The organism is Mesorhizobium sp. WSM4983 (genome assembly GCF_029625765.1).
Classification (GTDB): Bacteria; Pseudomonadota; Alphaproteobacteria; order Rhizobiales; family Rhizobiaceae; genus Mesorhizobium.
Genome location: NZ_JARTVM010000001.1, coordinates 151,516 through 171,039, shown reverse-complemented (window position 1 = coordinate 171,039; position 19,524 = coordinate 151,516). Strand labels below are relative to the sequence as shown.

Here is a 19,524-nt window from a genome sequence, read left to right as displayed (position 1 = left end):
CCGACAGAAGTCCTTGGATCGAGGATTTTGATGCCCATCTTTTTCAGGCGGATGGAGCGCCACCAGATCGCGAAAGATCGGCGCTGCATCGTGCGCCGATCTCGGCGTTCCTGCGGCGCAAAACCTTTCTTAAGATGCCCCGTGACGAACCTGGGCTCTCCAAGAGCCGGATTTTAGTTTAGGGAAGGTGTCCAATTCGTCTGCGCCCCGTGTGCACGGACGCATCGGAAACCGGAAAAACGGCCCGTCCCGTGGGGGAAAAGACCACACACGACGTGGCCCAACATTTTTGAAACAACAAAAAAATGTCGAAGTATCAAGATTTCAGAATAGCCATAGCACCAATGATGGACTGGACGGACCGGCATTGCCGGTTCTTTCACCGTCAGCTGACGCGTCGCACGTTGCTCTACACGGAAATGGTGGTGGCGGACGCAGTCATCCATGGCGCACGCGAGCGCCTGCTCGGCTTCGACGGTGCCGAGCATCCGGTTGCGCTTCAGCTTGGCGGTTCGGATCCGCGAAAGCTTGCCGAAGCGGCGGTGATCGGCGAGGCGTTCGGTTACGACGAAATCAATCTTAATGTCGGCTGTCCGTCCGACCGCGTCCAGTCGGGCACTTTCGGCGCCTGCCTGATGAAGACGCCGGTGCTGGTCGCCGAATGCATCGCGGCGATGAAGGCGGCGGTGACAATCCCCGTCACGGTCAAATGCCGCATCGGCGTCGATGACCAGAACCCCGAACCCGCTCTCGACACGCTCGCAGACGGCGTGCTGACGGCCGGCACCGATGCGCTCTGGGTGCACGCCCGCAAGGCGTGGCTGGAGGGGCTTAGTCCCAAGGAAAACCGCGAGATCCCGCCGCTCGACTATCCGCGCGTCTATCGGCTCAAGGCCAGGATGGCGAACCAATTCATCGGCATCAACGGCGGCATTCAATCCCTTGACCAGGCAGAGGCGCACCTCGCTTATGTCGACGGCGCCATGCTCGGCCGCTCGGCCTATCATACGCCCGGCATCCTCACCGGGATCGATGCCACATTTTACGGCGAGGCGCCGGTCGCTTTCGACTACGCGGCGCTGATGGACGCCATGGCCGCTTACGCCGCGCGCCACATCGAGAAGGGCGGACGGCTCGGCCATGTCACGCGCCATTTGGTCGGGCTGTTCCACGGTCTCCCGGGCGCGCGCCGCTACCGGCAGATTTTGTCCACCGACGCCAACAGACCCGGCGCCGGGCCAGAGGTGCTGAAGACGGCGTTCGCGGCAATAGATTTCGTGGCGGCGGAAACCGAAGCCGCTTGAGGCGGATCGGGCGGCTAGAGCGTTTCACCGGCGAACCGCTCCATCTGTTTGTTTTGGACGCAATCGGGAAATCTAGTCGCGCAGGATCATCCGGTCACCGCGCACCTCGAAGCCCGACAGCGAGCCGATGAAGTTCATGCCGAGCAGGCTTTGCTCGAGCATGCCGGGCGCCGCGACCATCACCGGCATATCCTTGCGCACGATGCCGCCGATCGCCATCTCGTCGGTCCTCACCGTTGCCGCACGCGCCATGCCGTTGGCAGTCGAGACGTCCACGGTGTAGCTGAGCGCCGCTGGGTTGAAGCCGGCCGCCTGGGCGTCCTCCGCCGTAAGCACCGTGCTGGTCGCGCCGGTGTCGACCACCGTGCGCACCGGCCTGCCGTTGACGAGGATTCGCGCCTCGAAATGGCCATTGCCGGCCTTGTCGAGCGTCACGGTGGCGCGGCCATTGTCGACGCCCAGCGCCAAGGGGCTTCCCGGAACAAGGCCGGCGGTGACGCGGCTGATAACATCCTGCAGCTCGTAGCGGTACTGGTAGCCGGCGATCAGCGCCAGCACGATTGCCGCCCAGACGCCGAAGTTGCGCGCCATGTCACCGAGCGGCCGGCCAGAGCGAATGAGGCTGGCGCCGATTACCGCCACCAGGACTCCAACCCAGATCAACCTGCTGAAATCGTTGTTCTCGATGCCGAAGGTGCGGCCGGCGGAATCATTCATCATCAGCAGGATCAAGCCGGCGCCGATCACCAGCATGACGACCCAGAACAGGCGATTCATGGCCAGCCCTTTCTTACAGCCAGCTCTTTCACAGCACGCCGCGCTCGCGCGCCATGCGGGCGCGGCGCGTCTCGCGGCGGGGCCGGCGTTCGACCGTCTCCAGCCGCGCCGGCAACTCGGCCATGACTGCACGCCGGACTTCCGGCGTCATCGCGATCCACCCGGCGATCTCATCGCGCGTGCGGCCGCAACCGAAACAGAAGCCGGTTTTCATGTCGATGGAACAGACGAGTATGCAGGGAGACTCGATGGCGGTCATGCTGTTCTCTTGCCTTCACTCCACATGGTGCAACCGCAACGCCAATGCAAGCCCTTCGCGATGCGCCACCGACCGGCGCTTTCGCGGCATTGCCGGGCGGTTGTGCCAGGCGGTGAAGGCGGCTATGCCGCTGGCTGTTCCTGCAAAGAGACCGCATTCGATATGACCGCAAAGCCTTTCGACGATTTCCGCACTCTGCTGGCAACGCTGCCGCCGGCGGACGCCGCCGCCGAAACCCGCGTTCGCACCCTGTTTGCCAAGGCCGACAAGCCGAACGCCTCGCTTGGCCGGATTGAAGATGTCGCGGCATGGCTCGCCGCTTGGAGCGGGCGTGCGCCGCCGGCCCTCAATCGTCCGCTTGTGGCGATCTTTGCCGGCAACCACGGTGCCGTTCGGCATGGCATTTCGCCGCGACCGGTTTCGGCGACCGCCAATGCCGTCGAACTCTGCGCCGCCGGAGGTGCGGCGATCAATCAGATCTGCATCGCCAACGATCTCGGCCTGAAGGTCTTCGACCTGGCGCTGGATATTCCGACCGGGGACATCACGGAAGAAGCGGCCCTCGACGAGCGCGGCTGCGCCGCCACCATGGCCTTCGGCATGGAAGCGGTCGCGGGCGGCGCCGATCTTCTTTGCCTTGGCGATCTGGGCGTCGGCAATTCAACCATCGCGGCCGCGCTCAGCGCTGCCCTCTTCGGCGGCAAGGGGTCCGACTGGGTTGGACCTGGATCGGGGGCGGACACGGCGATGATGGCGCGCAAGACCGAAGCGGTCGACCGGGCGCTTGCTTTCCACGGCGCCGGTCTCGGCGATCCGCTCGAAGCCTTGCGCCGCGTCGGCGGGCGCGAGCTCGCGGCAATCTGCGGCGCCATTCTCGCAGCCCGCATGCAGAAGATTCCTGTGCTGCTCGACGGGTTCGTCGCGACGGCTGCCGCCGCGGTTCTGCACAAAGCCTATCCTTCCGCGATCGACCACTGCCTGCTTGCCAGCCTGTCGCCGGAGCCGGGCCAAGCCAAAGTCGCCGAACGGCTTGGGCTCGAGCCACTGCTCGATCTTGCTGTCAGTCACGGCGAAGGAGTTGGGGCTGGACTTGCCGCCGGTCTCGTCAAGGCCGCGGCGCTCACGAGCTCCGGTATGGCGGCGGCGGTTCGGGTCCAACCGGCGTCCCGGAGCTAACGCCGGCGGGCGGCGACAGCCTTGGTCGGCAGCGCGGGCAATTCCTCCATCACTCGGCTCAGCGGGAAGATGGCGATGGCCTCGGTGCCTTCGCGCAGCTTGGAGTGCAGCTCGAACTCGCCGCCATGCATGTCGAGCAGACCCTGCACGATCGGCAGTCCGAGGCCCGTTCCCTGTTCGGCGCTCTTGATGGCGATCGAGCCCTGGCCGAAGGCGGAAAGCACCACTGGGATTTCCTCTTCCGGAATGCCGGGACCGTTGTCCTTGACCGAGATGTACTGACCGCCGCCCGCCGTCCAGCCGACGCGCACACGCACTTCGCCACCCGACGGCGTGAACTTGATGGCATTGGACAGCAGATTGAGCGCGATCTGCCGGATGGCACGCTCGTCGCCGAACAGGCGCGGCAGCGCGGTCTCGAACTCCTGGATGACGCGGATGTCCTTGTTGCGGGCTCTCAGTTCCATCATATGGCAGCAATCTTCGACGATCGTCACCAGCGCCACCGGCTCCTCGTTGAGCTGGTAGCGGCCGGCCTCGATGCGCGACAGGTCGAGGATCTCATTGATCAGATCGAGCAGATGCTGGCCGGATTCGTGCACATCACGCGCGTAATCACGATAGGTCGGGTTGTTCATCGGCCCGAGCACTTCATTGGCCATCACTTCGGAGAAACCGAGGATGGCGTTGAGCGGCGTCCGGAGCTCATGGCTCATCGAAGCGAGGAAGCGCGACTTCGCCAGATTGGCGTCCTCGGCGCGCCGCCTGGCCTCGTCGGACATGGATTTGGCAGTCTCCACCTCGGCGATCAGCGCGTCCTTCTCGGAGCGGAAGGAGAGCAGCATCCAGGATGACTGGTTGAGATGGCGCGCGACGTAGCCGAAGAAGGGCAGGGCAGCGACCAGAAGCGCCGCCATGATCCCTTCGATCGGCATCCACAGGCGCAGGACGGCATAGACATAGACCGCCACGGGAACTGCGAAGGTCGCCAGCAGCGCGCCGCCCAGGGACGATGCCATCACCGCAGTCGTCGCCATGGCGACCAGGAGCGCCATGGCCTTGACGACATGGAACTGGTCGACCTGGCATATGGCGCAGTCCAGCCAGGCGAACCAGGCCCAGCCGAGGCCGCAAAGCGAATGGCCGATCAGGAAATCGCGGCGCGTCTGCACCGGGTCGAGCTCGGCCGCCTCCGTGCGCTCGACGCGTCGCGCCATGAAGGTGACGATCGCGTAGCAAAGCAGCGTGAAGAGAGCCCAGACGGCGACCTGGTTGCCCAGGCCCGCGAAGCGGCCGATGGCCGCCACCACAAGCACAAGCAGAGGAATCGCGGCCGCACTGACCACCATGGCGCGTGCATGCAGCTTGAGCAGCTCGCGGTCGAAATCGAGGCTGCCGGCCTGCTGCGAAAGACGGTCACGCGTCCTGCGCACCGCGCGCGCCACATCGCTGTTGCGATGCGGTTTCCTGCGGTCCACAATGAATTTGTCCGCTGAGTCCGAGCGTAGCAAAGGCATGCAAGTTCAATTTCTGCGCGCAGCGATTTTCAGTTCGTTAAGCTACGTTCGAATGATTAAGAGACTGTTTGCCATATGAGCCGTTCCTGGTCGCGAAGACCGCGCCGGCGCTATGTTCCGCGGCCTCCGCGAAGCCTTTTGCGCAGGCTTCTGGATTACGGGCTGGCCGTGGTCCTGCTTGGCCTGTCCATCCTGGTGGCGGCGCGGCTCGACCGGTTCGAGATGCGACAGGAGCAAGGCACGGCCATCGTCAAGGACGGTGATTCGATCACGCTTGGCGCCGAGCGCATCCGCATGCGCGGCATCGACGCGCCGGAATACACACAGACGTGCCGCAAGGACGGAGCCGACTATGCCTGCGGCAAGCTTGCGCGGCAGTCGCTGGTGCGGCTGATCGCCGACAGGCCGGTCTCCTGCACCGGCTGGCAGCGCGACCGCTACGGCCGGTTGCTCGGCGACTGCAAGGCGGGCGACACGCACCTCAACCGCGCGCAGGTACAGTCCGGATGGGCCGTCGCCTTCGGCGACTTCGAAACCGAGGAGGCCGTCGCCCGGGCTGCCAAGGTGGGCATCTGGGCTGGCTCCTTCGATCAGCCGCAGGACTGGCGCGACAGCCATCACAATCAACCCGTCGAAAGGAAGCACGGCGCACTGGCTTCGCTCGGCGATGCGTTGCGTGAGCTTGTTCGTTTCTGGTGATGCCCGCTTCGGGGGATGCTCTGTTTGCCAACATGTGGTCTTGCCAAACCGCTATGCAGTTTTGGGCGACATGCATTGCAGCGCGCCCTAAGATTGGCATGAAGATCGGAGACTGGAATGAAGCTGTTCGATGGCGGCCGGGCGCCCAACCCCAGGCGGGTTCGGGTTTTCCTGGCTGAAAAGGGGCTAGCCGTCCCTTTGGTGCCCGTGGACATGGGCGCGCTGGAGCATCGCAAGGAGCCGGTGGCGTCGCGCAATGCGCTGCGGCGGCTGCCCGTGCTCGAACTCGACGACGGGACCATCATCACCGAATCCATCGCCATTTGCCGTTATTTCGAGGAGTTGCATCCCGAGCCCGCCCTGTTCGGAACAGGCGCGCTCGGCAAGGCCATGGTGGAGATGTGGCAAAGGCGTCTGGAGCTAAATCTGATGAGCTGCGTGGCCGCCGCGTTCCGGCACATCCATCCGGCAATGAAGGAATGGGAGGTGCCGCAGATCCCGGAATGGGGCGAGGCCAACAAGCCGAAGGCCATCGAGTTCCTGCATCTCCTCGACCGGGAGTTGGCGGATAGGGAATTTGCCGCCGGCGACACCTATTCGGTCGCCGACATCACCGGGCTGATCGCCATCGATTTCATGAAGCCGGCACGCATCAAGGTGCCTGAAGAATGCGGGAACGTGCTGCGCTGGCACGCAGCGCTCTCCAGCCGGCCAAGCGCTGCTGCTTGAGGCTTGTTTTTGGAGAACCCGCCGGACATGAGCGAAGCGCTGGAGAGCCTTGCCGCCAAGGTGCGGGCTTGCCGCATCTGTGTCGAGCAGCCGCGCGGCCGGCCCCTGCCGCATCAGCCGCGCCCGGTGCTTGTGCCTTCGTCGAAGGCCCGCATCCTGCTTGCCGGCCAGGCGCCGGGCACGAAAGTCCACATCTCGGGCATGCCGTTCACCGACGCTTCCGGGGATCGCTTGAGGAACTGGCTCGGCGTCACCCCCGACGAGTTCTACGACACGGAAAAATTCGCCATCGTGCCGATGGGTTTCTGCTTTCCGGGCCAGGACACCAAGGGCGCCGACCTGCCGCCGCGGCGCGAATGCGCCACCGCCTGGCGCGCCGATCTGATGGCGCTGATGCCGCAGATCGATCTGGTGCTGACGATCGGCGGTTATGCGCAGTCCTGGCACATGGGCACGGCGCGTGGGCCGTCGCTGACGGAAACGGTCAGAAACTGGCGCGCTGTCTGGGATGCTGCAGCCGGGCCGAAAGTGCTGCCGCTGCCGCATCCGTCATGGCGAAACACCGGCTGGCTGAAGAAGAATCCGTGGTTTGAAATGGATTTGCTGCCATTCCTGCGCTCGGAAATCCGCTATCGCCTCAATTAGGCATCTTGCAAGAAATCACTCGCTTTTGCCGGCATTGGCAGAATTTCTTTCTTGTGAAAGGGCCTGATAAAAAGGATTATAGCCAAACTATTCCGCTGGAGCCTTCCCATGGACCGCCTAGACAGAAAAATTCTTCGCCTCCTGCAGGAGGACGCGACGCTTGCGGTCGCCGATGTCGCCAAGAAAGTCGGCCTGTCGACCACGCCGTGCTGGCGGCGCATCCAGAAGCTCGAGGAAGAGGGCGTCATCAAGCGGCGCGTGGCCATTCTCGACCATGAGAGGGTCAATGTGCGCGTCACCGTCTTCGTCTCGATCCGCACCAATTCGCACAGCCATGAATGGCTGCGGCGCTTCTCCGAGGTCATCCAGGAATTTCCGGAGGTGGTCGAGTTCTACCGCATGAGCGGCGACGTCGACTATCTCTTGCGCGTCGTGGTGCCCGACATTGCCGCCTACGACGCCTTCTACAAGCGGCTGATCGCCAAGATCGAGATCCGCGACGTGTCGTCCTCGTTTGCCATGGAGCAGATCAAGTACACGACCGAGATCCCGCTCGACTACATGATCCTGGACAAGGAGTCGGGGGCCAACGCGGCCTGAGCAGCGCTCCCGCTTCCCGCTATGCGCGAAGTTGCGAGACCTAGTTCTTCTTTTTGTTGAGGAAATTCCACGGCGAGTTGACCGGGAGCGTGACGGCGTCCGGCACGCTGTCGACATCAGCCACCTCGGCCTTGCGCACGGTATAGCCGGACTGCACGATCAAGACGCCGTCCAGGATGAAGAGTTGGCTCTTCTCCATGCCGGGCTTCAGCACGCCGGTGACGGAGACCGGCTGGTATGCCTCCGCCATCCTGTAAGGATGCGCCGGCGTTACCAGCACGATCTGGTTCGGCGGCGGCGTCGGCATGTGGCTGCAGGCGCCGGTCCAAGGCACCAGCAGGAACTGGTAGACGAGGTCGCCCTCGCGATCGACCGGCAAGGCGTAGCCGGACAATTGAACGGTCTTGTCCTGCAGATTGAGCGACAGTGTCTCACCGTGATCGGGCAGTTTTGCCGCGATCATCGGCAGGTTGGCGTCCTCGGCGACCGCCTGCGTCGCCGGGCGCAAGTCTTTCCAGAAGATATGCGCGACGTCGGCCGCGGCGTCGGCTCTCGCGGTGGCGAGCATAAGCACGATCGCCAGCGTCGCGCTTGATCTGAAACGCCTGCTCATGGTCGTCATCCTCCGCCAGTCCCATTTCCGAAGCGAGTAAAAGCGTCGTGAGCTTACTTCGCTGAGATCAAGGTCGTGTGGTCGCGAGCCGTTCGAGCTGTTTGACATCCGAAAGTTCCTTCACCGCGTCCTTGCCGATCCAGCGTGCCGTCTTGTCGGACGACGCCGCCAGTTTCTCGGCCAGCGCAAGGGCAGGGGCGTGCAGCGCCACCGACCGCTTGCCGATCTGCCGCAGCGCCCAGTTCACCGCCTTGCGGACGAAGTTGCGCGGATCGCCCGCATGCGTCTCGATCAGCGGCAGAGCAGCGAGGAAGCTCGCGTCCGGCTCCTTCTTCAAATGCACCGCCGCCCAGGCCAGCATGGCAAAGGCGGTGCGGCGGACAAATTCGCGCTCGTCCTTGGCGAATTCCTCGACCAGCTCACGCCAGAACGGTGTTTGGGCGAACAGGTCGGCAACGGTATCGACAATCTCCCAACTGTCGAAATCGGCGGCCCAGCGCCGGCATTGACCGATGTCGAGCTCCTTCGGCTCGCCGGTGAAAGCGGCCATCAATCGCGCTTCGCGAATGTCGGTGTCCCACAAGAGCAGCGACCGTTCCTGGTTCTTCTTCAGCTTGCGCGCCAGCGGCCGCAGATCGGAATTGCCGACGCCGAGCGCGGTTCTCGTGTTGATGCCGAATCGCGCCATGCCGGCGCTTTTTTTCTCGCTGCCGATCGAACGCAGATGGGCGACGATCTCGTCGGCGCTCCAGCTTGGATCGGGCAGGACCATCGCCGTCTATTTTTCCAGGCGGGCGAGCAGCGAGGACGTGTCCCAGCGCCTGCCGCCCATGTCCTGCACGTCCTTGTAGAACTGGTCGACCAGCGCGGTCACCGGCAGCTTGGCGCCGTTGCGGTTGGCCTCGGCGAGGCAGATGCCGAGATCCTTGCGCATCCAGTCGACGGCGAAGCCGAAATCATATTTTCCGGCGTTCATCGTCTTGTGGCGGTTCTCCATCTGCCAGGAGCCGGCAGCGCCCTTGGAGATCACCTCGATGACCTTCTCAATGTCGAGCCCGGCCTTCTTGCCGAAATGGATGCCTTCGGCCAGCCCTTGGACGAGGCCGGCAATGGCAATCTGGTTGATCATCTTGGTGAGCTGGCCGGCGCCCGCGGGTCCCATCAGCCCGACCATGCGGGCATAGGCATCGATGACCGGCTTGGCCTTGTCGAAGGCGGCCTGCTCGCCGCCGACCATGACCGTCAGCACGCCATTCTCGGCGCCCGCCTGGCCGCCCGATACCGGCGCATCAAGGAAGGAAAAGCCGGCCTTGTCGGCGGCTTCGGCCAGTTCGCGCGCGACTTCGGCCGAGGCTGTCGTGTTGTCGATGAAGACCGAGCCCTTCTTCATCGCGGCGAAGGCGCCGCTGGCGCCGGTCGTCACCGAGCGCAGGTCGTCGTCATTGCCGACGCAGGAGAAGACGAAATCCTTGCCTTCGGCCGCCTCGGCCGGTGTCAGCGCCAGGCTGCCGCCATGCTGGGCGACCCATTGCTCTGCCTTGGCGGTCGTGCGGTTATAGACGGTGATGTCGTGGTGGCCCTTGTTCCTGAGGTGCCCGGCCATCGGATAGCCCATGACGCCAAGACCGAGAAATGCAACCGATGCCATAAGCCTGCCTTCCAACAAGAGATTTCAGTGGCGGAAGGTCTAGGCTATGCGAAAAATTCGTCAAGGCGCGCAAAGCCGCATCGACTGGTGCAGGCCCGTCCGCTGACGACGCTCTATCGTTTGAGGTGAATGGTGATCCGGCGTTCGATCCATTCGACGCCGTGACGCAGGATCTCGACCAGCACCAGGTAGACGATCGCCACCCAGATATAGGCCTGGATGTCGAAAGATTTTGCGTAGGCGAGCTTCGCGTTGCCCATCAGGTCGTAGACGGTGATGATGGCGACAATCGCGGAAGCCTTGATCATCAGGATGAGCTCGTTGCCGTAAGGCCGCAGCGCCACGATGATCGCCTGCGGCATGATCACCTTGCGCAGCGTCTGCAGCTTGTGCAGGCCGAGCGAGGCCGCGCCTTCCCACTGGCCCCGCGGAACGCTTTCGATGGCGCCGCGCAGGATCTCTGCCTGATAGGCGGCGGTGTTGAGCGAAAAGGCAAAGACGCCGCAGTAGAACGCCTCGCGGAAGAACCACCATAGTCCGACGGTTTGCAGCTCGGGGCGGAACGAGCCGATGCCGTAATAGACGAGGTAGGTCTGCACGAGCAGCGGGGTGCCGCGGAAGAAGTAGACGTAGCAATAAGCCAATCCGGAAAGGATGCGGTTCTTGGACATCCGGCCGTAGGCAACCGGCAACGAGAGAATAGCGCCCGCCACCATCGAAACGGAGACCAGCGACAGGGTGGTTGCGAGCCCCTGCAGATAGGCCGGCGCGTATCTGGCGAAGAAATCGGCGTTCCAGGCGTGGACCAGATAGGCCACGATGCCGATGCCGAAAAGGCTCCAGAGGCCGACCAGCGCGTAGCCTATGATGCGCACCCGCGGCCAGCCGCGAGCCCGGGGCGGTGGCCTGTCAACCGCAATAGCCTGGCTGACGCTCATCGAGCCTCCCTCCGCCCGAGCGAGCGCTGGATATAGCCGGTGGCGACCGAGGACAGGATGGCCAGCACAAGGAAGACCAGCGCCGCGACACTGTAGAAGAGGAAGGAATGCTTGGTGACGCGCGCCGCGACACCGGCATTGCGCAAGGTTTCCGCTAGGTTGACGACCGACACCAGCGAGGTGTCCTTGAGCAGGCTGAGCCAGCAATTCTCCAGACCGGGGAAGGCGATGCGCAGCAGTTGCGGCAGGATCACCAGGCGCATCGTCTGCCATTTCGAAAGGCCAATGGCGTAGCCGCCCTCATACTGGCCCTTGGGAATGGCGCGAAAGGCGGAGAGAAAGACTTCGCTGGCGTAGGAGGAGAAGATCAGCGCCAGCACGATCATGCCGGCAATGAAGCTGTTCACGTCGATTGTCGCCTCGGGCTCGAACAGGCGGACGACATATTGCAGCAGCAGCGGCATGCCGAAGAAGAACAGGAACAGCGTCACCAGCTCGGGCAGGCCGCGAAAAACAGTGGTGTAGATGTTGGCTGCGAGCCGGAGCGCGGGCTCTTCGTGTTGCTTGGCGAAGGCGACGAAGAACCCGATCGCCAGGCCTATCGGCAATGTCGCAAGCGCCAGCGCGACCGTGACCAGCACACCAGACGCAATGTCGTCACTCCAGCCATCCGGTCCCCAACTGAGAAGTGTCCAAATGCTTTGGGCTGGCATTGGCGGGGCGTGTCTCCGTGGCGATCCCGGAATGGAGGCAGGGCGGCGAGGTGATCCTCACCGCCCTGGGCGCAAATGATCAGGACTCGGCGCCGTAGACGTCGAACTTGAAGTACTTGTCGTTGATTTCCTTGTACTTTCCGTTCTTGCGGATAGCGTCGATCGCGGAATTCAGCTTGTTGACCAGGTCGGTTTCGCCCTTGCGCACGGCAATGCCGGCGCCCGGTCCGAAGATCTCGACCGGCTGCGGCGAGGGTTGGCCGAGGATCTTGCAGCAGGCGCCGTCGGGCGAATCCAGCCACTGCTGCAGCACGACTATGTCGTCCTCGATGGCGTCGAGACGGCCATTGGCAAGGTCGGCCTGTTCCTCGGGGCTGCTCGGATAGCCCTTGATCGTGCTGTCGGTGTAGGTCTTCGAGGCATAGTTGAAGTGGGTCGTCGTGGTGGCGACGCCGATCGTCTTGCCGGCGAGGTCTTCCTTGGTCACGCCCTTGAGCGGCGAGTCCTTCGGCACGGCGATCGCCGACGGAGTGTTGTAATATTTGTGGGTGAAGTCGACCTTTTCCTGGCGCTCTGGCGTGATCGACATGGAAGCGACGATGGCGTCGAACTTGCCGGCCTGGAGCGCCGGGATGATGCCGTCCCAATCCTGCGCGACGAAGGTGCACTTCACCTTCATTTCGTCGCAGAGGGCCTTGGCGATGTCGATGTCGAAGCCGACCAGCTGGCCGTCCGAGGTCAGGTTGTTGAAGGGCGGGTACGCGCCTTCGGTGCCGATCCTCAGGGTCTTTTCCTGAGCCTGGGCGACGCCAAGTGTCAGCAGCGCGGCCGAAGCGGCAAGCGCGATACGCAGTGCAATACGCATGATAATCCTCTCATATTGTCATGGCCGCTGTCCCGTGCGGCTCTTGTGGGCGGAGCCTTTTTGACCGCCCGCTGCGCGGGATACTCCCACTCTTTGCAAGAAAAAAGCAACTGCAAAAACAACAGCAAACGGCAATCGCCGTGTGCCGCTGCGTTACTTGGCTGGACTGACGAGACCGGTCGCGCGCTCGATAAAATCGGCTATCGATTTCGTGTCGTCGAGGTTGAAGACGGGCAGCTTTTCGCCTTCGACCGGAAAGTCGGCGGCGACAGCCACGATGTTCGGGTCGTTGATCGAAAGCGGCGTCCGGTCCTTGGCCTCCAGCCGTCTCGCTTCGATCTTTTGGTGCGCTTCGCGCTTGTAGCCTTCGACCAGCACGATGTCCGAGGGCGCCAGCCGCGCCAGGATGTCGTCCAGCCTTGGCTCGTCCTCGTTGCGCAGTTCGTGCATCAATGCCCAGCGCCGGCCGGAGACGATCGCGACCTCCATCGCGCCGGCCTGGCGGTGGCGGAAACTGTCTGTGCCGGGCTTGTCGATGTCGAAGTCATGATGGGCATGCTTGACCGTCGAGACCGTCCAGCCGCGCCGAACCAGTTCGGCGACCAGCTTTTCGGTCAGCGTCGTCTTGCCGGAGTTCTTCCAGCCGGTGATGCCGAACACGCGTCTCATGGCTCAAGGCTTTGCAACAGACGCTCGGCCTCCGCAAGATCGTCGGGCGTGTTGATGTTGAAGAACGGGTCGATCCGCTCGCCTCCGGCTTCGAGCATCGGAAACTCCACCTCGACAAAACCATGCCGCTCCATGAAGGCCGAGACCCGTCGATTGTCCTCCTCAACCAGGAAATGGCGCAGCGCATCGCGCAGGCCGAGCGGCCAGAGCGCGAAGGTCGGGTGCCACCTGCCGTCGGAACTGGCGACCGCGATCGCGCCCGGCCGTGCCCGAGCGGCAACGGCCAATCGCTCGACGAGATCGCCAGGGAAGAACGGCGTGTCGCCGGCCGCGCTGACCAGCGACCGGTAGGCCGTGTCCGCTGCCGCCCATTCAAGGCCGGTGAGGATGCCGGCGAGCGGGCCGGCATGGTCCTCTATCGTATCGGCAAGCACCGGAAGGTTGGTGCCGGCAAACCGTGCCGGATCGCCGTTGGCGTTGAGCACTAGCGTGGCCACCTGCAGTGTGAGACGCGCGGCGACATGCTCGATCAGCCTGACCTTGCCCAGCGAAAGCAGCGTCTTGTCGCCGCCGCCCATCCGGCGCGACTGGCCTCCCGCCAGGATGATGCCTGCAACGCTTCGATCCATCGGGCCTATATGCCGTCCGGCGCCATGTCGGGTCCAGCGCTTTCGGCGCCAGCCTGCCGACGACACGCTCGCGGTAGAGCGCGTAGAGGCCGGAGCCGATGATGATCGCGGCGCCGACGATCATCGGCAGGTCGGGGATATCGCCGAAGATGGCGAGGCCGAGCACTATCGACCACAGCAGCGCCGTATAGCGGAAGGGCGCGATGAAGGAGATGTCGCCCGAGCGCATCGCCATGATGATGAACTGATAGCCGATGAGCACGAGCACGGCGGCCAGCGCCAGCAGCGCCGTCGCCTCGGCGGTCATTGGCGTCCAGCCGCCCATCGGCGGGAGCAGCAGCGCACCCAGGATCGTCATGGCCAGCGCAGTCGCGGTCGATACCAGCATGGTCGGGATCGCTTGCGGGATGCGCTTGGTGGCGAGATCGCGCACAGCGCAGCAGGCGACGCTCGCCAGCGCCAGCAACGAATAGGCGCTGAAACCCTCGAAGCCCGGCCGCACGATGATCAGTACGCCGGCAAAGCCGACGGCAATGGCGAGCCAGCGGCGCCAGCCGACGCCCTCGCCGAAGAACAGTGCGGCGCCCATCGTCACCGCCAGCGGCAGCGCCTGCAGAACGGCGGAGACGTTGGCGATCGGCAAATGGGCAAGGGCGATCAGGAACGACACGGTCGCGCCGGCTTCGCCGGCGACGCGCAACGCGACCATCGGCTGCAGCATGGCGCGCGGATCAGCAAGCGCGCCGCGCCGCCAGGCGAGCAGACCGACGAAGAGCGAGGCGAAGGCGCCACGCACCAGCATTACCTGCGCCATGTTCATCGATTCGGATGAGAATTTGGTGATCGCGTCGTTCAAGGTGAAGCCGATCATGGCCACGACCATGAACAGTGCGCCGCGAAGATTTGGCGAAAGAGGCAAGGGCGCTTCCGGGTTATGTTCTCTCGCAAGCGTCTAACAGCCAGCGGCAAGACAGCAACGTCAAAGAAATGGGCCACAGGAGGTTCCTGCGGCCCTCAACATCGGCTGCAATCCCGGAGCGATTATTTCGGTGTCAGCGTCTCGGTGCCGTTGCCGTTCTGGCCGGCGATGGTCCACAGCCCGTGCAACGAGCCGTCCTTCTCCACCTTGTAGACGACGAGGCCGATTTCCTTGCCCATCACATAGCCGGCGGAAAAGGCATCATCGTTGCGCATGCAAATGCCGTCGCAGGACGAGCCGCCGGTTTCCCAATGGATCGTGCAGGTTGTGTCGCTGGTCAGTGTGATGGTTGCCTCGCCGCCATATTTCGATCCGTCGAAATTGGTGCCGGCGACAGTGTAGGTGCCACCGATCGACTGAGCGGCCGCAGGCACCAAGGCAATCCCGAGCATTGCAAGCGAAGCCAAGAATTTGCGCATGAGAATTCCCCCTGAATGCGAAAATCGCTTCATGAGGCTAGGCCGGAACAAGTCGGCGGTAAATCGGGTGGAAGTCGGCGCGGATGGTTTATTTCCAGTGCGCCGAGCGCAGCTCAAGGGCCGCGCAGGCTGGCGGCGATCGCCCCGGTCAGCGGATCGTATTTCGCCTTAAGCGAGGAAGGATACTCGATCCAGACGGTGCGGATGACACCATCCTTTCCGAACAGGCGCCGTTCGTAGAAGACCTTGTCGCCCTTGATGCCAGAAACCACCGCCCAATTCTTCCCGGACTTGCTGTAAGTGATCTTGTAGCCCGGCCCGGTGTTTGCCTTTTCGTCGGCGACGAAGCCCTTCGGAGTGTCGTTGTCGATGTTATAAATGCCCGAGCAGGTCAGGCTGGCGCCGTCGGGTGCGCTCCATTGCTGCCCATCGCCGTTTTCTGGCTCGGGCAAGCGGTCGCTGAAAATCTCGTCGGGAAAGGTGCAGGACGTGCCGAAGCGCGCATTGACGTAGGTGAACGGCTTTGCGATTGCCGCTGTCGTCGCAATCGTCAGCAACGAGAAGGCGATCACCAAAGGCGCGCCCTGGACGAGATGAACACACTTCATGATGCCCCCAAGGTCCGTGACCGAGGGTGATCCTGCACCAAATCGGAGAAAAAATCAGCCGCCGGTGACGCTCATATGGCGCGATACCGAGGGTCGGCTGGTGCGGCGGTCGATGACGAAATCATGGCCCTTCGGCTTGCGCCCGATCGCCTCGTCTATGGCCTCGCCGACCAGCTCATTGCCTTCGGAGGCGCGCAGCGGCGCTCTCAGGTCGGCGGCGTCCTCCTGGCCGAGGCACATATAGAGCGTGCCGGTGCAAGTCAGCCGGACGCGGTTGCAGCTTTCGCAGAAATTATGCGTCATCGGGGTGATGAAACCGAGCCGACCGCCGGTCTCGGCGACCTGGACATAGCGGGCAGGGCCGCCGGTCTTATAAGGAATGTCGGTCAGCGTGAACTGGCGCTCAAGCGAGGCGCGCAGCAGCGACAGCGGCAGATACTGGTCCGTGCGGTCGGCGTCGATCTCGCCCATCGGCATGGTCTCGATGACCGTCAGATCTATGCCGCGACCATGCGCCCAGCGCAGCATCTCCGGTATTTCAGCGTCGTTGAAGTCGCGCAGCGCCACGGCATTGAGCTTGACCTTCAGGCCCGCCGCTTGCGCGGCGTCGATGCCTTCCATGACCTTGCCGAGATTGCCCCAGCGGGTGACCTGGCGGAATTTGTCGGCGTCGAGCGTGTCAAGCGAGACGTTGATGCGCTTCACGCCGCAGTCGGCGAGCTCGGCGGCAAAGCGCGACAGCTGCGAGCCGTTGGTGGTGAGCGTCAGCTCTTCCAGAGCGCCGCTCTCAAGATGCCGCGACAGCTGGCGAACCAGATGCATGATGTTCTTGCGCACCAGCGGCTCGCCGCCGGTGAGCCTGAGTTTCCTGACGCCCTTTTCGATGAAGACGCTGCAGAGCCGGTCGAGCTCCTCGAGCGAGAGCAGATCCTTCTTGGGCAAAAAGGTCATGTCCTCGGCCATGCAATAGGTGCAACGGAAATCGCAGCGGTCGGTAACCGACACGCGCAGATAGCTGATCGTGCGACCGAAAGGGTCGATCATGTCCATTGCAAGCGCTTCCGTGGCCTGAGCAGCGTCGTTATATACGGCTATGTGATACGATCCAACCGCGCATTCAAGATAGAAGCTCTCGATCTTTGGTAACATTCCCCGACCGACATTCTCTGTCGGCTGCCTTCTATCACCTTTTCGCACTGCGCGAACCGGCGTAGGGAAGGGCGCAACGCATATAGGAAGAAACATGACGGCGCCGAAGGAACTCAGGGTCTCGAAGGACCGCAAGCTGCTCACCGTCACCTTTGCCGGGCATCAGCCGTTCGAACTGCCGGCGGAGTTCTTGCGCGTGGCCTCGCCTTCTGCCGAGGTGCAGGGCCATTCGCCGGATCAGCGCGTGACTGTGCCCGGCAAGCGCAATGTCGCGATTCTTAAGATCGAGCCGGTCGGCAATTACGCGGTGCGCATCACCTTCGACGATTTCCACGACACCGGCATCTTCACCTGGAACTATCTTCACACGCTCGGGCATGAAAAGGACGAGCGCTGGAACGCCTACCTCGCCGAGCTGGCCGAGAAGGGGCTCAGCCGCGACCGCTAGCCTGGCGCCAAGACGTTTGACTGGGTGTCGTCAAAGCGTCATGGACATAGAGTAGCGCCGGCAAAAGGTCAGGAGGCGGAAAAGATGTCGCTCATCACATCGGTCGAACAGCTCGAAGCCCTCTACGGCCTGCCTGGCGAGGCCTCCGTCGTCAAGGAGCTTGACCATGTGATCCCGGAGTATGCAGCCTTCATCTAAGCCTCGCCTTTCGTGGCGCTGGCGACCTGCGGGCCGGAGGGGCTGGACTGCTCGCCGCGCGGCGATCTCGCCGGCTTCGTGCGCCTCCTGGACGAAAAAACGCTGATGATGCCCGACAGGCGCGGCAACAACCGCGCCGATTCGCTGAAGAACATCATTCGCGATCCGCGCGTCGGGCTGCTCTTCCTTGTGCCGGGCTCCGGCACGACGCTGCGCGTCAACGGCCGCGCCCATATCACAGCCGATGCCGAGCTTTGCGCGTCCTTCATGGTCGATGGCAAGCCGGCACGGTCGCTCACCGTCATCGCCGTCGACGCGGTCTATTTCCAGTGCGCCCGAGCCATCGTGCGCTCGGAGCTCTGGAACCCGGCAAAGCATGTCGACCCGAAGTCGCTGCCGACGCCCGGCCAGATCCTCGAGATCACCAGCCGCAGGAATATCAATGGCGCCGCATATGACAAGGAATGGCCGGAGCGGGCAAAGAAGACGATGTGGTAGCGGCCTCGAGAGCGCCCGGTCAGGCCTCCTTCAGGACGTCGGCGATCTTGCGCATCTGCTCGCCGATCATGTCGCACTGCTCCGGCGTCGACTGGCTCATCGCCTTCTCGATGAGCGCCATATGTACTTTCAGCGCCCGCATCAGCAGGGCCTCGCCGGCTTCGGTGAGGTTCAACCGCAGCACGCGTTTGTCCTTTTCGTCGCCTTCGCGCCGCAACAGGCCGCGGGCTTCCAGTTGCGGCAACAGCATCGTGATGTTCGAGCGGCCGACCAAGAGCTTGCGGGCAAGGTCGTGCTGCGACATCCCGGGATGACGGTAGAGGTTCATCAGCACGTCGAGCTGCGCCGGTTTGAGATCGAGCGGCGCGAGCTTCACCGCCAGCGTGCGCTCCAGCACATGGCAGGCGCGCGCCACCGCAACCCAGTTGCGGAAGCGCGGATTGTCCCAGGGCAGCTCTTGCTTAATGTTCATGTTTGAACTATTATGTTCATGCTTGAACGAATGGTTGGACCGACACTATGGCATCATTTGGATTGAAGGTCATCCGAGGCGTCTTCGGCGCGGCCGAGCATGTCGCGCCGCGTCTCAGTGGCCGCGCCGCGTTCGAATTGTTCTGCCGGACGCCAAACGTCAAGGCCTTGAGCGATGGCGAGCGCCGCGCAGTCGAGCGCGCTGCGGGTTTCATGGCCGAGGCGCGCCATCACCGGCTGAAGACGAAGGCGGATTGCGTTGCGGTGCATGAGTTCCGGCCGGGGCCGGGCAGGGGCTCCCGCGGCACCGTGCTCGTCATCCATGGCTGGCGCTCGCGCACCGAATATATGCGAACTCTGATCGATGGGTTTCGCGACGCCGGCTACAAGGTGGTCTCGCTTGACCTGCCGGGCCACGGCCATTCGCTCGGACGACATCTCAATATGGTGACCGCGGTCGACGCCGTGCGAGTCGCAGGCGAATGGTTCGGCCCGTTTGCCGCTGCCGTCGGCCATTCCTTCGGCGGCGCCGTCGCGGCCAATGCGGTTGCCGCTTCGGTGAAAGGCATGCCGCCGCTTGCGGCCGACAAACTGGTTCTGATCGCGGCGCCGAGCTCGCTGCCGGCGATCTTCGACGATTTCAGCCACCGGCTCAATGTCGGGCCGCGCTCCCGGGTCGCCATGGCGGATCGGGTGAAGCATTTGTCGGGACGGCCGCTCAGCGATTTCACGGGCGACCGCCAGCTCGCCGAGGCTCCGGTGCCGACGCTGATCATTCATGCGCCGGACGACCGCGAAGTCCATGCCGATCACGCAAAACGATATGCGGGAGCCGGCGATCATGTGAGCTTGCATTGGGCCGAAGGGCTTGGCCACCGCCGCATCCTTGCCGACAAGGATGTCGTCGCGCGCGCCGTGGGCTTCGTCGCCAAGGAACGGCAACCGGCGCTGCATTGAAAATGACTGCGGGAGA

General features: G+C 63.5%; 23 protein-coding genes and 2 pseudogenes. 9 read left to right on the top strand and 16 right to left on the bottom strand.

Annotated elements, in window-relative coordinates:
* Positions 1 to 305 precede the first annotated feature (305 nt).
* On the top strand, positions 306 to 1,304 hold the full coding sequence (gene dusA, locus P9254_RS00945) for a tRNA dihydrouridine(20/20a) synthase DusA (protein ID WP_278054190.1): 999 nt from the start codon (positions 306 to 308) through the stop codon (positions 1,302 to 1,304).
* A 72-nt stretch (positions 1,305 to 1,376) separates the two neighbouring features.
* Here dusA and P9254_RS00940 read toward each other — a convergent pair whose 3' ends face one another.
* Together P9254_RS00940 and P9254_RS00935 are read right to left on the bottom strand one after the other, a co-directional pair.
* Positions 1,377 to 2,081: a TIGR02281 family clan AA aspartic protease gene (locus tag P9254_RS00940; RefSeq protein WP_278054191.1), complete on the bottom strand. Its 705-nt coding sequence runs from the start codon at positions 2,079 to 2,081 to the stop codon at positions 1,377 to 1,379.
* A gap of 28 nt (positions 2,082 to 2,109) precedes the next feature.
* The gene (locus P9254_RS00935) at positions 2,110 to 2,340 is read right to left on the bottom strand and encodes a DUF1289 domain-containing protein (RefSeq protein ID WP_066992723.1); all 231 of its coding nucleotides are present in this window, start codon (positions 2,338 to 2,340) and stop codon (positions 2,110 to 2,112) included.
* Between the two features lie 162 nt (positions 2,341 to 2,502).
* Between P9254_RS00935 and P9254_RS00930 the strand changes: the two genes are divergently transcribed.
* A complete protein-coding gene (locus P9254_RS00930) occupies positions 2,503 to 3,516 on the top strand; it encodes a nicotinate-nucleotide--dimethylbenzimidazole phosphoribosyltransferase (RefSeq protein ID WP_278054194.1) in 1,014 nt (337 codons plus the stop codon).
* Here the strand turns inward: P9254_RS00930 and P9254_RS00925 are convergent.
* Entirely contained in the window at positions 3,513 to 5,033 is a 1,521-nt protein-coding gene (locus tag P9254_RS00925; RefSeq protein WP_278054196.1) for a sensor histidine kinase, read from the bottom strand. The genes P9254_RS00930 and P9254_RS00925 overlap by 4 nt on opposite strands.
* Positions 5,034 to 5,108: 75 nt before the next feature.
* Between P9254_RS00925 and P9254_RS00920 the strand changes: the two genes are divergently transcribed.
* From P9254_RS00920 to P9254_RS00905, 4 genes are all read left to right on the top strand, one after another.
* Entirely contained in the window at positions 5,109 to 5,732 is a 624-nt protein-coding gene (locus P9254_RS00920; RefSeq protein WP_127248258.1) for a thermonuclease family protein, read from the top strand.
* Between the two features lie 117 nt (positions 5,733 to 5,849).
* Complete coding sequence (locus P9254_RS00915) at positions 5,850 to 6,461, top strand: glutathione S-transferase (RefSeq protein WP_095780510.1); 612 nt, start codon at positions 5,850 to 5,852, stop codon at positions 6,459 to 6,461.
* 27 nt (positions 6,462 to 6,488) lie between these two features.
* Positions 6,489 to 7,106: a uracil-DNA glycosylase family protein gene (locus tag P9254_RS00910; protein WP_095800737.1), complete on the top strand. Its 618-nt coding sequence runs from the start codon at positions 6,489 to 6,491 to the stop codon at positions 7,104 to 7,106.
* Positions 7,107 to 7,214: 108 nt separating this feature from the next.
* Positions 7,215 to 7,706, top strand: coding sequence for an Lrp/AsnC family transcriptional regulator (locus P9254_RS00905; protein WP_095810851.1), 492 nt, complete (start codon positions 7,215 to 7,217; stop codon positions 7,704 to 7,706).
* A 40-nt stretch (positions 7,707 to 7,746) separates the two neighbouring features.
* Here P9254_RS00905 and P9254_RS00900 read toward each other — a convergent pair whose 3' ends face one another.
* The 12 genes and pseudogenes from P9254_RS00900 to moaA all read right to left on the bottom strand — a co-directional run bounded on the left by P9254_RS00900 (position 7,747) and on the right by moaA (position 16,837).
* A complete protein-coding gene (locus tag P9254_RS00900) occupies positions 7,747 to 8,319 on the bottom strand; it encodes a DUF3299 domain-containing protein (protein WP_066992741.1) in 573 nt (190 codons plus the stop codon).
* A gap of 67 nt (positions 8,320 to 8,386) precedes the next feature.
* On the bottom strand, positions 8,387 to 9,091 hold the full coding sequence (locus P9254_RS00895) for a DNA alkylation repair protein (protein ID WP_278054198.1): 705 nt from the start codon (positions 9,089 to 9,091) through the stop codon (positions 8,387 to 8,389).
* A 6-nt stretch (positions 9,092 to 9,097) separates the two neighbouring features.
* Complete coding sequence (locus P9254_RS00890) at positions 9,098 to 9,967, bottom strand: NAD(P)-dependent oxidoreductase (RefSeq protein WP_278054199.1); 870 nt, start codon at positions 9,965 to 9,967, stop codon at positions 9,098 to 9,100.
* Positions 9,968 to 10,080: 113 nt separating this feature from the next.
* Entirely contained in the window at positions 10,081 to 10,905 is an 825-nt protein-coding gene (locus tag P9254_RS00885; RefSeq protein WP_066992749.1) for an ABC transporter permease, read from the bottom strand.
* Positions 10,902 to 11,618: an ABC transporter permease gene (locus P9254_RS00880; protein ID WP_066992752.1), complete on the bottom strand. Its 717-nt coding sequence runs from the start codon at positions 11,616 to 11,618 to the stop codon at positions 10,902 to 10,904. Before P9254_RS00880 ends, P9254_RS00885 begins: the two co-directional genes overlap by 4 nt.
* A gap of 79 nt (positions 11,619 to 11,697) precedes the next feature.
* Positions 11,698 to 12,483 (bottom strand): ABC transporter substrate-binding protein, encoded by a 786-nt coding sequence (locus tag P9254_RS00875; RefSeq protein WP_066992755.1) that lies wholly within the window; start codon positions 12,481 to 12,483, stop codon positions 11,698 to 11,700.
* Positions 12,484 to 12,636: 153 nt separating this feature from the next.
* Positions 12,637 to 13,152, bottom strand: a complete 516-nt coding sequence (gene mobB / locus P9254_RS00870) for a molybdopterin-guanine dinucleotide biosynthesis protein B (protein WP_278054200.1) — start codon at positions 13,150 to 13,152, stop codon at positions 12,637 to 12,639.
* On the bottom strand, positions 13,149 to 13,781 hold the full coding sequence (gene mobA / locus P9254_RS00865; protein WP_278103867.1) for a molybdenum cofactor guanylyltransferase MobA: 633 nt from the start codon (positions 13,779 to 13,781) through the stop codon (positions 13,149 to 13,151). Before mobA ends, mobB begins: the two co-directional genes overlap by 4 nt.
* A gap of 5 nt (positions 13,782 to 13,786) precedes the next feature.
* Positions 13,787 to 14,700: pseudogene (locus P9254_RS00860) on the bottom strand (DMT family transporter).
* A 122-nt stretch (positions 14,701 to 14,822) separates the two neighbouring features.
* Positions 14,823 to 15,179 carry a hypothetical protein gene (locus P9254_RS00855; RefSeq protein ID WP_278055744.1) on the bottom strand — a complete coding sequence of 119 codons (357 nt, stop codon included), beginning with the start codon at positions 15,177 to 15,179 and terminating at the stop codon, positions 14,823 to 14,825.
* 113 nt (positions 15,180 to 15,292) lie between these two features.
* Positions 15,293 to 15,787 carry a hypothetical protein gene (locus P9254_RS00850; RefSeq protein ID WP_095777694.1) on the bottom strand — a complete coding sequence of 165 codons (495 nt, stop codon included), beginning with the start codon at positions 15,785 to 15,787 and terminating at the stop codon, positions 15,293 to 15,295.
* Between the two features lie 54 nt (positions 15,788 to 15,841).
* A complete protein-coding gene (gene moaA / locus P9254_RS00845) occupies positions 15,842 to 16,837 on the bottom strand; it encodes a GTP 3',8-cyclase MoaA (protein WP_278055746.1) in 996 nt (331 codons plus the stop codon).
* 193 nt (positions 16,838 to 17,030) lie between these two features.
* On the opposite strand from moaA, the gene P9254_RS00840 reads away from it, so the two are divergent.
* Both P9254_RS00840 and P9254_RS00835 read left to right on the top strand, forming a co-directional pair.
* The gene (locus tag P9254_RS00840) at positions 17,031 to 17,384 is read left to right on the top strand and encodes a gamma-butyrobetaine hydroxylase-like domain-containing protein (RefSeq protein ID WP_066989863.1); all 354 of its coding nucleotides are present in this window, start codon (positions 17,031 to 17,033) and stop codon (positions 17,382 to 17,384) included.
* Positions 17,385 to 17,468: 84 nt separating this feature from the next.
* Positions 17,469 to 18,080, top strand: a pseudogene (locus P9254_RS00835) (pyridoxamine 5'-phosphate oxidase family protein).
* 19 nt (positions 18,081 to 18,099) lie between these two features.
* On the opposite strand, the gene P9254_RS00830 reads toward P9254_RS00835, so the two are convergent.
* Positions 18,100 to 18,552, bottom strand: a complete 453-nt coding sequence (locus P9254_RS00830) for a MarR family winged helix-turn-helix transcriptional regulator (RefSeq protein ID WP_067320018.1) — start codon at positions 18,550 to 18,552, stop codon at positions 18,100 to 18,102.
* Positions 18,553 to 18,599: 47 nt separating this feature from the next.
* Between P9254_RS00830 and P9254_RS00825 the strand changes: the two genes are divergently transcribed.
* Entirely contained in the window at positions 18,600 to 19,508 is a 909-nt protein-coding gene (locus P9254_RS00825) for an alpha/beta hydrolase (protein ID WP_278055749.1), read from the top strand.
* Positions 19,509 to 19,524 lie beyond the last annotated feature (16 nt).